This window comes from Arthrobacter sp. APC 3897 (genome assembly GCF_030407495.1).
GTDB lineage: Bacteria > Actinomycetota > Actinomycetes > Actinomycetales > Micrococcaceae > Arthrobacter_B.
This window is the reverse complement of sequence record NZ_JASDDG010000033.1, coordinates 40,419-54,064: the sequence shown is the minus strand read 5'-3', so window position 1 is coordinate 54,064 and position 13,646 is coordinate 40,419. Positions and strand designations below refer to the sequence as shown.

The 13,646-nt window shown below is 64.9% G+C and carries 14 protein-coding genes; 6 read left to right on the top strand and 8 right to left on the bottom strand.

The annotated features are described in order from the left end of the window. The 3 genes from QMA10_RS15220 to QMA10_RS15210 all read right to left on the bottom strand — a co-directional run. Window positions 1–353: iron-sulfur cluster assembly protein (locus QMA10_RS15220; protein WP_290169677.1), on the bottom strand; the 353-nt coding region annotated here is incomplete at its 3' end. A gap of 12 nt (window positions 354–365) precedes the next feature. Further along, complete coding sequence (locus QMA10_RS15215) at window positions 366–983, bottom strand: DUF1003 domain-containing protein (RefSeq protein WP_290169666.1); 618 nt, start codon at window positions 981–983, stop codon at window positions 366–368. Continuing rightward, window positions 976–2,262 carry a CBS domain-containing protein gene (locus QMA10_RS15210; RefSeq protein WP_290169663.1) on the bottom strand — a complete coding sequence of 429 codons (1,287 nt, stop codon included), beginning with the start codon at window positions 2,260–2,262 and terminating at the stop codon, window positions 976–978. The genes QMA10_RS15215 and QMA10_RS15210 overlap by 8 nt, the downstream gene beginning before the upstream one ends. Before the next feature lie 160 nt (window positions 2,263–2,422). Here QMA10_RS15210 and QMA10_RS15205 point away from each other — a divergent pair, with 160 nt between their 5' ends. After that, on the top strand, window positions 2,423–3,325 hold the full coding sequence (locus QMA10_RS15205) for a general stress protein (RefSeq protein WP_290169661.1): 903 nt from the start codon (window positions 2,423–2,425) through the stop codon (window positions 3,323–3,325). A gap of 94 nt (window positions 3,326–3,419) precedes the next feature. On the opposite strand, the gene QMA10_RS15200 is transcribed toward QMA10_RS15205, so the two are convergent. After that, on the bottom strand, window positions 3,420–4,991 hold the full coding sequence (locus tag QMA10_RS15200) for an aminopeptidase P family protein (RefSeq protein WP_290169675.1): 1,572 nt from the start codon (window positions 4,989–4,991) through the stop codon (window positions 3,420–3,422). Window positions 4,992–5,116: 125 nt separating this feature from the next. On the opposite strand from QMA10_RS15200, the gene QMA10_RS15195 reads away from it, so the two are divergent. The 3 genes from QMA10_RS15195 (at window position 5,117) to QMA10_RS15185 (ending at window position 8,156) form a co-directional block, all read left to right on the top strand. Then, window positions 5,117–5,965: a PHP domain-containing protein gene (locus QMA10_RS15195; protein WP_290169660.1), complete on the top strand. Its 849-nt coding sequence runs from the start codon at window positions 5,117–5,119 to the stop codon at window positions 5,963–5,965. A gap of 437 nt (window positions 5,966–6,402) precedes the next feature. Further along, complete coding sequence (locus tag QMA10_RS15190; RefSeq protein ID WP_290169658.1) at window positions 6,403–7,992, top strand: sodium:solute symporter family protein; 1,590 nt, start codon at window positions 6,403–6,405, stop codon at window positions 7,990–7,992. Between the two features lie 32 nt (window positions 7,993–8,024). Continuing rightward, window positions 8,025–8,156 carry a putative transporter small subunit gene (locus QMA10_RS15185; RefSeq protein WP_290169657.1) on the top strand — a complete coding sequence of 44 codons (132 nt, stop codon included), beginning with the start codon at window positions 8,025–8,027 and terminating at the stop codon, window positions 8,154–8,156. An 85-nt stretch (window positions 8,157–8,241) separates the two neighbouring features. Here the strand turns inward: QMA10_RS15185 and QMA10_RS15180 are convergent, their stop codons facing one another. Both QMA10_RS15180 and QMA10_RS15175 read right to left on the bottom strand, forming a co-directional pair. After that, window positions 8,242–9,147 carry a site-specific DNA-methyltransferase gene (locus tag QMA10_RS15180; RefSeq protein WP_290169656.1) on the bottom strand — a complete coding sequence of 302 codons (906 nt, stop codon included), beginning with the start codon at window positions 9,145–9,147 and terminating at the stop codon, window positions 8,242–8,244. A gap of 19 nt (window positions 9,148–9,166) precedes the next feature. Then, window positions 9,167–10,783 (bottom strand): DEAD/DEAH box helicase, encoded by a 1,617-nt coding sequence (locus QMA10_RS15175; protein ID WP_290169674.1) that lies wholly within the window; start codon window positions 10,781–10,783, stop codon window positions 9,167–9,169. A gap of 394 nt (window positions 10,784–11,177) precedes the next feature. On the opposite strand from QMA10_RS15175, the gene QMA10_RS15170 reads away from it, so the two are divergent. Both QMA10_RS15170 and QMA10_RS15165 read left to right on the top strand, forming a co-directional pair. Then, window positions 11,178–11,897, top strand: coding sequence for a ferritin-like fold-containing protein (locus tag QMA10_RS15170; protein ID WP_290169655.1), 720 nt, complete (start codon window positions 11,178–11,180; stop codon window positions 11,895–11,897). Window positions 11,898–11,978: 81 nt separating this feature from the next. Next, a complete protein-coding gene (locus QMA10_RS15165) occupies window positions 11,979–13,046 on the top strand; it encodes an SGNH/GDSL hydrolase family protein (protein ID WP_290169653.1) in 1,068 nt (355 codons plus the stop codon). Between the two features lie 10 nt (window positions 13,047–13,056). Here QMA10_RS15165 and QMA10_RS15160 read toward each other — a convergent pair whose 3' ends face one another. Together QMA10_RS15160 and QMA10_RS15155 are read right to left on the bottom strand one after the other, a co-directional pair. After that, complete coding sequence (locus QMA10_RS15160; RefSeq protein WP_290169652.1) at window positions 13,057–13,359, bottom strand: hypothetical protein; 303 nt, start codon at window positions 13,357–13,359, stop codon at window positions 13,057–13,059. Window positions 13,360–13,376: 17 nt separating this feature from the next. Beyond that, the gene (locus QMA10_RS15155) at window positions 13,377–13,601 is read right to left on the bottom strand and encodes a DUF3107 domain-containing protein (RefSeq protein WP_290169651.1); all 225 of its coding nucleotides are present in this window, start codon (window positions 13,599–13,601) and stop codon (window positions 13,377–13,379) included. Window positions 13,602–13,646 lie beyond the last annotated feature (45 nt).

The window sequence follows — 13,646 nt, the reverse complement described above, 5'->3', positions numbered from 1 at the left end:
GCGACCGCGTACACGCGGGTCAGGGAACCGGGCCGGTTGAAGGGAATGTCCTTGGCTCCGCCGGGACCGCGCAGTTTTTCCTTGAGTGCCGTGCGCTGTTCCGCGGTCATGACGCCCAGGTCCACGCGGACTCCCGTGATGCCGTCAATGCTGCCGACGACGCGTTCAACATCCGCGGTAATGGTTTCGTGCAGGGGGCATCCGGAGATGGTGAGCAGCACGCCCACGGAGGCGACGCCGTCGTCGTCAACGGAAACGCCGCTGACCATGCCGAGCTCAGTGATGGGGCGCCGGAGCTCCGGGTCCTGGACAGCGTCAAGCGCGGCGAGGGCACGCTCGGCCGGGTGTTGCAGGGGTTCCACTGGTTAGATTTCCCTCCCGCCGGGATTAAGCTTGGGCATGCTTTCGGTGGCCGCAGAGGACCCTGAGGAATCGGGCCGACGGCGCTGGCTGCGCTTCGCTGGAGCGTCCTCGGCTGATTCGCCGCCGTTGGCTTCGAGCAGTTCCTCGAGCAGGCTGCGGAGCTCGGACCGAACATAGTCGCGGGTGGCGACTTCCCGCAGGGCAATCCGCAGCTCGGCAATTTCCCGGGTCAGGTATTCCGTGTCCATCAGGTTGCGTTCGGCCCGTTCACGGTCCTGCCGGACCGAGACACGGTCCCGGTCATCCTGCCGGTTCTGGGCCAGCAGCAGCAGCGGAGCGGCGTAGGAAGCCTGCAGCGAGAGCATCAGGGTCAGGACGGTGAAGCCCAGCGCAGCGCTGTCGAACCTGGCGGACTCGGGACCCCAGGTATTCCAAATGAGCCACACGGCGCAGAACACCGTCATATAGACGAGGAACTGCGGGGTGCCCATAAAGCGGGCAAAATTCTCCGTGGCATGCCCGAAAGCGTCCGGGTTGGGGGCGAGCCGCGGCAGCCACCGGGTTCGCGCAGTGCGGGGAGTGTCGAGACCGGTAGTTGTTGACTTGACCTTTTCAGCCATTTGTCCTTCCCTGCTGCGTTATGGGGCCGGTTTCATCGGAAATGCGCCAGTCATCGGGCAGCAGGTGGTCGAGTACGTCGTCCACCGTCACCGCGCCCACAAGGCGTCCGGTGTCGTTGATGACCGGCAGCGAGTTCAAGTTGTAGCTGGCCAGCATCCGGGAGACTTCGCTGATGCTCGCGTAGTCCCGGACGGGTTCCAAATCTGTATCAAGGATATTGCCCAGTGCCTCCGGGGGCGCCGAGCGCAGCAGCGCCTGGATGTGCACCACGCCGAGGTACCGGCCGGTGGGCGTCTCCAGCGGCGGACGGCAGACATAGATCGAGGACGCCAAGGCAGGGGTGAGCTCTTCCCGGCGGACATGGGCCAGGGCCTCGGCCACCGTGGCCTCGGGCGGGAGGATGACCGGAACCGGCGTCATCAGCGACCCGGCGGTGTCCTCCTCATAGGTCAGCAGGCGCCGGACGTCGCGGGCGTCCTCGGGCTCCATCAGCTGCAGGAGTTCTTCCTTCTGATCTTCGGGGAGCTCGTTGAGCAGGTCAGCGGCGTCGTCGGGGTCCATCTCTTCCAGGACGTCCGCGGCGCGTTCCACATCCAGGGACTGCAGGATCTGGACCTGGTCATCGTCGGGCAGCTCCTGCAGCACGTCGGCGAGGCGTTCGTCCTGCAGCTCGCTGGCCACCTCGATGCGCCGCTTGCCGCTCATCTCATGCAGCGCGTCGGCGAAGTCAGCAGCTTTGAGGTCATCGTTCTGGGCCACAAAGGACGTTGCGGCCTGCGGCCCCGAGGTATCCCAGTGGATGATGTCCTTCCAATCCACGATCATCTGCTCACCGCGCCGGCGCAGGGGGCGCAGCCGTGATTCGGATCCGGTGCGCCGGACAAAGAGATTGGACACGTGCCAGTCACCGGCACGGTTCTGTTCAATGGCAATGTCCTCGATGGTGGCGTCGCCGCTTCCGTCACGCAGCGTGACCTTGCGGTCGAAAAGTTCCCCCACCACCAGCATCTCCGCACCGCGCTGCTCGAAACGGCGCAGGTTGACCAGGCCGGTGCAGATGATCTGGCTTGGATCCATGGAGGTGATGCGGGTCAGCGGAACGAAGACGCGCTTCTTACCCGGCACCTCCACCACAATGCCTACGGCCTGCGGGGGACGTCCCGGTCCCCGGTCCAGTACCACGGCGTCACGAAGGCGGCCCAGACGGTCACCCAGGGGATCAAACACGTCGAGGCCGAGCAGTCGTGCGATGAAGACGCGGGTAGGATTTTTGCTCACATTCTTAGGCTACGGGGTGCCCGGCGCTTCCGCCGTATCGGCGGCTCCGGCGCAGCGCCGGAGGCGGAGGAACCCGCACCCGGCCGAGCTGCCGCCGCTTGGAAGTTCACTTCGAGCGATACAGCCACCATAGGAGCGGTAAGTGGGACAGAATGGAGGGATGTCTAACCTTTTCGGTTCAAAGCCGCCACGTGATGAAGGCCGTGCCCTGCCCCAGGGTGAAACGGTGGGCCGCTACACCGCCTACCTGGACGCGCAAAAGGCGGTGGATTATCTGGCAGACAGCAAGTTTCCGGTGCAGATGGTCTCCATTATCGGCAGCGAACTGAAGTCGGTGGAACGCGTGACCGGAAGGCTGTCCTACCCCAGGGTCGCACTGTCTTCGATGGCCACCGGTGCCTGGTTCGGCTTGTTTGTTGGACTGGCGCTGATGCTTTTTGCCGGGGGCGAGAGCTACGTTTCCCTGATTCCGTCCATGGCTCTTGGCGCAGTGTTCTGGCTGTTGTTCGGTGTGCTCGCCTACGCTCTCCAGCGGGGCCGGCGGGACTTCACCTCCACGAGCCAGGTCATCGCCACCAGCTATGACGTGATTGTGGCGCCGCAGGCAGCCAATGACGCCCGCCGCCTGCTGCAGCAGCTGCCGATGCTCGGCCAGCACGGTCACCCGCAGCCCCCTCAGTACCGTCCGCCGTACACCGGTCCCCAGGGCCCCCAGGGACAGCAGTATCCCCATGGGCAGCAGGGGCCGCCGCAGGCCGGGCCGGGAACGGCTCCGGAGCGGCCGGCCGGATGGGCCAACCCGTACGGGGCGGCAACGGGCGGCCAGCCGAACCAGCCAGGCCAGCCTGCGCACGCCGGGCAGGACGGCCAGGCGCCGGCCAGGGAGCAGGCCCCCGCGGGAACCGTCCCCCGGGGACAGTTCCCGGATCTTCCGGACGGCCGGCCGAAGTACGGCGTCCGGCTTCCCGCCGCCCCGGCTCCGGCCCCGCCGGCCGCGGCTCCCGGCGGTGATGCAAAGGATCACGGCGACGGTGAAGGCGGGGCCCCCCGCCAGCAGGACTAAAGGCCAAGCCAGCCGGAACAAGACTTAACAGCAGAGGCTCCGCACCCACGGTGCGGAGCCTCTGCTGTTCGGCCTCCCGTCGGGAAAGCGTCAGTTACTCGGCGAGTCCGGCCATCCAGTCTTCAACATCTTCCGGATTGCGCGGCAGTGCGGCGCTGAGGTTCACCGGACCGTCGGCGGTGATGAGGATGTCATCCTCAATACGCACGCCGATGCCCCGGTATTCCTCGGGAACGGAAAGGTCCTCGTTCTTGAAGTACAGGCCCGGTTCGATGGTGAACACCATGCCCTCGGTGATAATGCCGTCCAGGTACAGCTCCTTGCGGGCCTGGGCGCAGTCATGGACATCGAGACCAAGGTGGTGGCTGGTGCCGTGCGGCATCCACCGGCGGTGCTGCTGGCCGTTGTCCGAGAGGGCTTCCTCCAGGGATACCGGCAGCAGGCCCCAGTCGGAGAGCCGTTCGGCCAGAACCTTCACGGCGGCCTCATGGACGTCGCGGAACCTGGCTCCGGGCTTGGCGGCGGCAAAGCCGGCGTCAGCGGCATCGAGAACGGCCTGGTAGATCTTGCGCTGCACCTCGGAGTAGGTGCCGTTGACCGGAACGGTACGCGTGATGTCGGCGGTGTAGAGGCTGTCAGCTTCCACTCCGGCGTCGAGAAGCAAAAGCTCACCGGCATTGACGGTGCCGTTGTTGCGGATCCAGTGCAGGACGGTGGCGTTGTTGCCGGCCGCGGCAATGGTGTCATAACCGAGGTCGTTGCCCTCTTCACGGGCACGGGCGAAGAATGCACCCTCCACCACCCGTTCGCCGCGGGGGTGGGAAATGGCGCGGGGGAGTGCCTTGATGACCTCGGTGAAGCCGTTGACGGTCGCTGCAACGGCGGCTTCCATCTGCTTCACTTCCCATGCGTCCTTGATGAGGCGCAGTTCGGACAGGGCTTCGGTGAGCTCGCCGTCCAGGGCGTCAAGGGCGCTGAGGTCAACGTTCTCCGGGTCCATGGCGGTGTTGTAGCGGACGGTGTCCACCAGTGCATCCACCATCTCATCGACCTTGCGCAGCAGCCGGACGGAGATTCCGCCGAACTGCGGATCGCCCACGTTGGAGGTAATGGCCGTTTCGGCCTCGTCCAGGTGGCGGGTGGGCAGGTCCAGCAGGGCGCTGACCTGTTCCAGGCCCAGGCGTGAGCCGATCCAGAACGAGCCGTAGCGGGCGTTGGAGTAGAACTCTTCGCTGTCGGTGCCGGCCAGCGGACGGAAATAGAGGACGGCGTTGTGGTTGCCGCCGTCGTCGCCGGTTCCCGGCTCAACCGGCTCCATGACGAGCACGGCATCCGGTTCCCGGTCCAGGCCAAGGCCGGTCAGGTGCGCAAAACCGGAGTGCGGGCGGAACCGGTAGTCAGTGTCATTGGACCGGACCTTGAGCGGGCCGGCAGGGATGACGAGACGCTCGCCCGGGAACCGCTCGGACAGGGCACGACGGCGCTTGGCGGCGTAGGGGGCAACTTCTGCGCGGGCGGGAAGCTCGGCGTCGTCCCCGGCCCATCCTGTCGCCATGAAAGCCTTGTAAGCCTCGTTGGACGGTTTCTGGGAGCGGTTGTTCACGCGGTCATCCAAGGGCTGTCCTTCGGACAACTCCCCGAGACCCGACGTGTCGGCGGTGGTCATTGGATTCGCATCAGTAGTCACCCCTCCATGGTCTCACTGTGCGGACGGGGCGGCCAATCATGCGCGGAAGCCTCCGCGCCGGCAGCCGGCAGTCCGGAACGGCCCGAAGCAAGTACATTGAGGAGGTGAGAATCGACCTGCACACGCACTCCACAGTCTCCGACGGAACGCAGCCGCCGGCGGAGGTGATGCGTTCGGCGAAAGAAGCAGGGCTGGATGCGGTGGCCCTGACCGACCATGACTCCACGGCCGGCTGGTCCGAGGCAGCGCAGGCTGCCCGGCGGGAGGGCCTGGTCCTGGTGCCCGGGATGGAAGTCTCCTGCCGGAGCAGCGAGGGCATCAGCGTTCATGTGCTGTCCTACCTGCATGATCCGTCGGACCCGGAACTGCTGGCGGAAATCGCCCGGTCAAGGACGGCACGGGTGTCGCGGGCAGAGCTGATGGTCCAGCGGCTGGCGGAAGACTTTCCCATTGACTGGGATCTGGTGCAGGAGCATGTGGCTCCGGGGGCGACCATCGGGCGCCCGCACATCGCCGATGCACTGGTGGCCGCCGGGGTGGTGCCCAACCGTTCAGCTGCATTTTCCGGCATTCTGACGGCGCGTTCACGCTACTTTGTGGCCCACTACGCCCCGGACCCGGCCCGCGCCGTTGAGCTGATCCGTGCGGCCGGGGGTGTGCCGGTGTTTGCCCACCCGGTGGCATCATCCCGCGGACGGGTGGCGGGCGAGGACACTTTCCGCGAAATGATCGACGCCGGGCTGCTCGGCGTGGAGATCGACCACCGGGACAACCCGCCGGAAGGACGTGCCTGGCTGCGGAAGCTGGCGCAGGAGAACTCCCTGCTGGTCACCGGATCCAGCGATTACCACGGGACCGGCAAGCCAAATCTGCTCGGCGAATTCACGACGGCGCCGGAAGTCCTGGAACAAATTACGGCGCTGGGCACCGGCTCCGCCGCCGTTCGTCCCTAGGAAAGAAATTCCCGGAAATAAATCCGGAAACTCCTTAGTAATTCTAATTGCCGCAATAACTCTGCTAGCTTTGAAAAGTCCGATGACGTCTTGGGGGATGCCGTCGGATGGGGATGCCCCGCGCATTCTTCGGGCAGCTAAGCAGCTGCCTGCTGCGGTTTGAGCCGACGCTCACCGCTTAGTTTGCGAAGCTGTATGCGCTGCTGCCCCGATGGACAGGCTGCCCTTCAGCAGTTTTCGATTCCGGAAACTGGTCGAGCGCACGTGCCGTCCGGGCCCGCCGGAATGCGGTTGACGGCCTTAGTGCATCAATTGCCCGCGCCGTTTTTTCGCGCGGGGGAGAGGGAACTGTGCCGAACAACGGAGTGGATTTTTATCAACTGGGGGGATGGACAGTAATAGCGCTGTTTGTTCTTTTTTACGGTGGAACATTCCTCATGTCCACACTCATTGGAAAAAAGAATGAGAATGCCGACGGGTATATGACTGCCGGCAATAAGGTCGGTTTCGGTGTCTCGGCCGCCAGCATGACGGCCACCTGGATCTGGGCATCTTCCATGTACGCATCGGCAACATCGGGTTACACCTACGGCGTTTCCGGTCCGATCCACTACGGGCTCTGGGGCGCCCTCATGATCCTGTTTATCTACCCCTTTGGCAAGCGGATCCGGAAGGTTGCCCCCAAGGCGCACACACTGGCCGAAGTCATGCGTGCCCGGCATGGAAAATCCAGCCAGCTGATGCTCGCCGGCTCAAACGTGGTGGGCAGCGTCATCTCGCTGACCTCAAACTTTATTGCCGGCGGCGCACTGGTGGCGCTTCTTTCTCCGTTCAGCTTCCAGCAGGGCATTATCGCTGTCGCCGCGGGAGTCCTGCTGTACACCCTGTGGTCCGGGTTCCGCGCATCGGTCCTGACCGACTTCGCCCAGGTTGTCGCCATGCTCGGTGCCGTCGTCGTCATTATCCCCGTGGTGTTCTTTGCCGCCGGCGGACCTGCCATCTTCGAAACCGGAGCCGCCAACCTCACGCCCCAGCAGTCGAACTTCTTCTCCTCCGAAGCCTTCCTCAACCAGGGCGCACCGTACATTGCCGCGGTCCTTGCCTACGCCATCGGCAACCAGACCATCGCCCAGCGCCTGTTTGCCGTGCGTGAGGACCTGATCAAGAAAACATTCGTCACCGCCACGGTGGGTTACGGAGCGACCGTAATCGGCGTCGGAATGCTCGGCGTCATGGCGCTGTACCTGGGAGTCAACCCGGTCGATAACGACGTCAACAACCTGATTCCCCAGATGGCCACCACCTACCTCGGCCCGATCCTGCTGGGTGTCTTCTTCATCATGATCCTCGGCTCGCTTTCCTCCACCGCAGACTCCGATCTGTCGGCACTGTCCTCCATCATGATGGCCGACGTCTACGGCCAGAACATCGCCAAGCGCGGGAAGGCCAACCCCAGGACCATGCTCCTGATTGGCCGGGTGTCCATGGTGGCGGCCACGGGAGCGGGCCTCTACTTCGCCAGCGGACAGCTCAATATCCTGGACCTTCTCGTCTTCGTCGGCGCGCTGTGGGGCGCCCTGGTCTTCCCGGTACTGGCCAGCTTCTACTGGAACAAAGTCACCAACAAGGCCTTTACTGTGTCGGTGCTGGCCGCCCTTGCCGTGTTTATCCCGGTGCGCTTTGACTGGTTCTCCATGGACGGCGCCACGGGGTACATCTTCGACGCAGTATCAGTGGTGGGAATCGGCGTTGTCCTGGGGTTAATGGCCTTCGGCTTCTTCGGACTCAAACCGGCGCTTTACCTCGGTGCAGCCGGGGCCGCCGCCGCCGCGCCGTTTGTGATGGGTTTCCTGCACGACTACGAAGTGCTCACCGGTTCCCTGGCGGCCTACGCCGTCAGCACTGTTGCCTGCTACCTGATGTCGGTCCGCAGCAACACCGATTTCGACTTCGATACCATCCAGCAGCGCATCGGTGACTTTGACACCCGCACCCCCGCGGAGACCATCTCCGCCGCGAAGTCCTGATCCCCTTTCCACCCGATTCAAGGAGAACACTGATGGCCACATTCTGGCTCACTGTCTACGTCCTGGTCTGGCCCGTCATAGTGGCCGGCGTCCTGCTCCAGATTGTCCGAGCTTTTTGCCGTGACTTGTTTCAGTCACGGAAGGAAGGCCGAAGCATCATCTAGGCACGTGCTTCATCTGCCGGGGATCGACACTGCGTACGTCTGACAGCCCGGCAGGTCCACCGGCGGCCGCAGCCTGCCGGTGCCGCTAACCGGCGGCGCCGGCCGCGGTCAGAGCCGCGGCGACGGCGTTGGCCGGAACCAGATCCGCTGCGTGCCCGAGCCGCTTGGCCATCACGTCGATGGCCTGGGGGTTTGCATCCACACAGACAAACTTCCGGTTCAGCTTCGCGGCTACCGCGCCCAGCGTGCCTGACCCGGCAAAGAAGTCCAGGACCCAGTCACCCTCCCGGCTGCTGGCGGCCACGGTACGCCGCAGCAGACCCTCCGGTTTTTGCGTGGGGTAGCCGGTTTTCTCCTTACCGGTGGGAGAGACGATGGTGTGCCACCAGACATCGGTGGGCAGCTTGCCCAGCGCCACCTTTTCGGGGGTGACCAAACCCGGCGCCATGTACGGCTCACGGTCCACCTCGGCATTGTCGAAGTGGTACGCGGCGGGATTCTTGACGTACACGAGGATATTGTCGTGTTTGGCCGGCCAGCGGTTCTTGGCCCGTCCGCCGTAGTCATAGGCCCAAATAATCTCGTTGAGGAAGCAGTCCCTGCCAAAAAGCGCATCCAGCATGACCTTGGCGTAGTGCACCTCGCGGTAATCGAGGTGCACGTACAGAGTGCCGTCGTCGGCCAGGAGGCGCCAGGCTTCGGCCAAACGGGGCTCCAGGAAGGCCCAATAGTCCTCGAAAGCGTCGTCGTAGCTGGAGAGCAGGCCCTTGACCGTGCTGTAGCTTCGGCCCTTGAAGCCGACGCGGTCGCCGCTGCCGTCCGCGCTGCGGACCATGGTGGTCTGCTGCCGCCGCTGGGAGCGGCCGGTGTTGAAGGGCGGGTCCACGTAAATCATCGTGAAGGCGCCGTCCGGCAGAGTTGGCAGGAACACGGCGTTGTCGGCGTGTACCACCAGCGACCTGCCGGACGGCGACCAAAGGGGAGTGCTCATCAAAAGGAGTGCTGCCCGGTTATTCGGCTGCGGGTGCGGAGTTGCCGACCACTTCGCCGTTGCGGCGACGCGTGCGGGTACGGCTGCGGCGGGGCCGCTCTGCAGCAGAGTCAGCGGATGCCGACGGCGCTTCGGCGGCGCGCACCGGGGCAGCCTGCTGGTCACCGGAACGGCGGGAATCGTCGCGCTTGTCGGAGCGTCCGCGGTCGCCGCCGCTGCGGGGCCGGTCGCCGCGGGTGCCGCCGGTACGGGTCCGGTCGCGGCCGCGGGAGCCGTCGCGGGCACCGTCACGGGACGGAGCGGAACTGTTCTTCTTGCCGGTCTCGCCCAGGTCCTCGATCTTCTCGGCGTCAATACCCGCATGCGTGCGCTTGTTGCGCGGCAGCCGGCCCTTGGTGCCTGCGGGGATGTCCAGATCCGTGTAGAGGTGCGGGGATGAGGAATACGTTTCCACCGGCTCGGCCTGGTCCAGGCCCAGGGCCCGGTTGATGAGGCCCCAGCGGGGAACGTCATCCCAGTCCACGAAGGTCACGGCAGTACCCTTGTTGCCCGCGCGGCCGGTGCGTCCCACACGGTGCAGGTAGGTCTTCTCATCTTCGGGGCACTGGTAGTTGATGACGTGGGTGACGTCGTCGACGTCGATGCCGCGGGCAGCCACATCGGTGGCCACCAGTACGTCAACCTTTTCGTTGCGGAAGGCGCGCATGGCCTGTTCACGGGCGCCCTGGCCCAGATCGCCGTGCATGGCGGCAACGGCGAAGCCGCGGTCCGTCAGCTCTTCGGTCAGCTTCGCTGCGGTGCGCTTGGTCTTGGTGAAAATGATGGTGCGTCCGCGGCCCTCAGCCTGCAGGATGCGGGAAACCACTTCGCTCTTGTCGAGGTTGTGGGCACGGTAGACAACCTGGCGGATGTCTTTTTTGGTCATGCCTTCATCATCGGGATCCGCTGCCCGGATGTGGGTGGGCTTGGTCATGTAGCGGCGGGCCATGGCGACGACGGCGCCGGGCATGGTGGCCGAGAACAGCAGCGTCTGGCGTACCGCGGGGGTGGCGGCCATCAGGGTTTCCACATCCGGCAGGAAGCCGAGGTCCAGCATCTCGTCGGCTTCGTCCAGGACCACAATCCGGACGTTCTTCAGGGAAAGGTGCTTCTTGTTGTACAGATCGATGAGGCGTCCGGGAGTACCTACGACAATTTCGACGCCGGCTGTCAGCGACTCGATCTGCGGCTCGTAGGCGCGGCCGCCGTAGATGGTGACAATCCGGGCACCGCGGCGCTTGGCGGCGGTGGACAGATCGCCGGCAACCTGGACGGCAAGTTCACGGGTGGGAACCACAATGAGGGCCTGCGGGGCGCCGGGGACGGCGAGGGAAGCGTAGGCCTCGTCATCGGGTGCTATCACCCGCTGGATGGCGGGAATGCCGAAACCGAGCGTCTTACCCGTGCCGGTCTTGGCCTGGCCGATGATGTCGTGCCCGTCCAGCGCCACGGGAAGGGTCATCGACTGGATCGGGAAGGGATGGGTGATTCCCGCTTCGGACAGCGATTCCACAATGTCGGAGCGGACACCGAAGTCGGCGAAGGTCAGTTCCTTGATTGCGGCCGCTGCCTGGGTGGTGGCCAGCGTTTCAGCCACGTTCAAAGCTTCGTTGCTGTCATCGGCGGTGAGGTGACGGGTGTCGTCCACCTGGGAAAGTTCAGTGTTCAATTACGTACCGTTCAGTTAGGCATCGCGGCGCCAGGCTCGACGAGTGGCTGAAAGAGTCCACACCGGAGCGGATGGCGGGCGCATGATGCGTCCAGCGGAAGCCGATCGCGGGCTAACAACTGCAGGTCCGCCGCGGTGCATCGGGCACGGGCGGCGGCCAAAAATTTCAAGATCGCGTAGGTATTGCGGGTCTGGCTAAGGTCTATCAGACGACCGGGCATCCTTTTACTACCACAAGTCTACCCGGTGGGTGCCTGCGGCCATGCATTGGCGGAGGCGCGGCGCGCGGACTACTGCCCGGGCCGGCGGTACGCTGGGGTCCATGACAAACGGGACGCGCACTGAACCGGACTCCGCCTACGCCCCGGCGGGATCCTTGGGCGACGCAGAGATTTACCGCCGCTTCCTTGCGGACCTCTTTGGTGTCATGGCGTACGGAGAGCTCTCCGCGTTTGAACGCATGTCCTCCGACGCGCGTTTTTCACCCACGCTGCATGACCGCACGGTCCTGGGCCGGCTGGCGGTACGCGAATACGCACATTTTGAGCGTGTCACGGAGCACCTGGTGAAGCTGGGCCTTGATCCCGAGACTGCAATGCGCCCCTTCCAGCCGTCAGTGGATGCCTTCCACGACCGGACCCGGCCCGCAGACTGGTTCGAGTCCCTGATGAAGTTCTATGTCACCGATGCCATTTCCGATGACTTCTATCAGTCTGTTGCCGCCCGGCTGGATCCCGCCACCGCGGAACTGGTCCTTGGATTGAAAGAAGAGACAGAGCCTGCGGGAGAGGTCCTTGAGGCAAGGCTGCAGCAGGCACTCGCGGACGACCCCCGCCTCGCGTCCCGGCTGGCCCTGTGGGGGAGGCGGCTGGTGGGCGAGGCGCTGACCCAGGCACATCGCGTGGTCCTGGAACGTTTCATCGGAGGCGGACTGCTGCCGGGAACGGTGCAGGGAATGTATGAGGCTGAACTCAAGACGCTGTCCGCTGAACTGACCCGCAATCACTCCCGGCGCATGAGCCGGCTGGGTCTTACTGCCTGACGGGGATTTCCGCGGCCGCTGCCGCAGGCAACCGGCGCCCGCGGGCAAACGGCAGGGCAGATACGTACGGGGGACGGAATCATGGGCAGATCTGTAGCTAAACGCGGCCTGGTGCTGGGCTGTGCCGCCGTGCTCGCTCTCTCGTCCGGGGCAGCGGACGCCACCGGAGTGCAGGATTCGGAGCCGCCGCGCATCTCAGCACTGGCGGGTTATCTGCAGCAGGCGAACAGTGCCGAACCTGCCGGCGGACTCCCGCAGACAGCATGGAAGAACATCAGGGCGTTCCAGCTGCTGCGGACAGCTGAAGGGCGTCCGCTTGAGCCGTCCGTTTCCGGTTTGTCCTGCCCGGATCCCGCAGTCTGCCGCCGGGAGTTTGGCGATGAAGTGGTCTATTGGACGGCCGCCGGTGGAGCGCTGGCACTTCATGAATCAGTAGATGTCCTCAGCCGGCGGGGCGACTTTTCCCCGCTGGGAAGACCGCTGGCCTCGGAATACGCCCAGGGCGGTGTCTTCCGCACGGATTTTGAGCACGGTTCGCTGATCCGTGTCCCGGAGCTGGGGCGGGTCATGACCTGGGATCCTGAGATAGCAGGTTCGGCAGTCGTTATCGGAGACTCACAGGCCGAGCCGGGCTCCTGGGTGGATCAGGGGCTGGCCGGGCTGGGCTACCGGACGGTGCTCCGGGGTGCCGGAGGGACGGGCTATGTCCAGGACAACGGCACGGTGGGTAATTACTACACGGCGCTGACGCAGCAGCAGTGGGTGCTGCCCTGGGGGACCCCGAAGCTCGTAGTGCTGCAGGGCGGAGGCAACGACGCCTCAAATGCCTCGGACACGGAAATCGCGGACGCGGCCCAAACCATGATCCCGGAGGCCCGGCGCACTTACCCGGCCTCCAGGCTGGTGATGGTGGGCGTCATTTCGTCCGGCCCCGGCACGGCGGAAAGCAGGCGCACCGCGGTAGACACACTGCTGGCCGGGGTGGCCCGGAACGAGGGGGTGGCGTTCCTTAGCGTGGGGGACTGGTGGACGCGGTTCTCACTGGGAGAATACCGGGAGCCTGACGGGCGCCACTTCACCGAGACGGGACACCAGGAAGCAGGACAGGTCTTGTCCCGCGAGCTGGGCGCACTCCTGTCCTCCGGTTAGCGCCCGGACCTCAGAACCGCAGCACCTTATCCAATTCGGCCGCATCCCGGGCATCACGGCGGGGGCCGGTAACCACGGCGGCAATGACAGCAGCGGCCGTGCCGGCAACCGGCGGCAGAACCCGGGCGAGCCAATAAAGGTCCGGATCAGACCCGGTACCGCCGAGCTGGAGAACCACCCATGCAACCATGGCTGCAGCCAGCGACAAGCCGGGCAGCAGGAAAATACCGTAGGCGGTCCGGCGCCGGTCCGCGGCACGGACGACGAAGCCGGCCGCCAGTGCGGCCAAAGCGGCAATAATCAGGCTAATCACCGTCCGGCCGCCGGAACCTAGAGGGCGCCGAAGCCGACGCGGCGAACCTCTTCGGCGCCGATTTCCACGTAGCCGATAACGCCGGCTGGAACCATGATGAGCCTGCCCTTGTCATCCTTGAGGCGCAGTTCCTTCTGGCCGTTCAGTGCCTCCGCCACGACGTCAGCAACGGCATCGGCGCTTTGGCTCGATTCAAAGACGATTTCGCGGCCAACATTCTGAATGCCGATTTTTACTTCCACCGTGGTGCCTCCTGTATTAATGGAACATATCCGCTTCGAAATCTA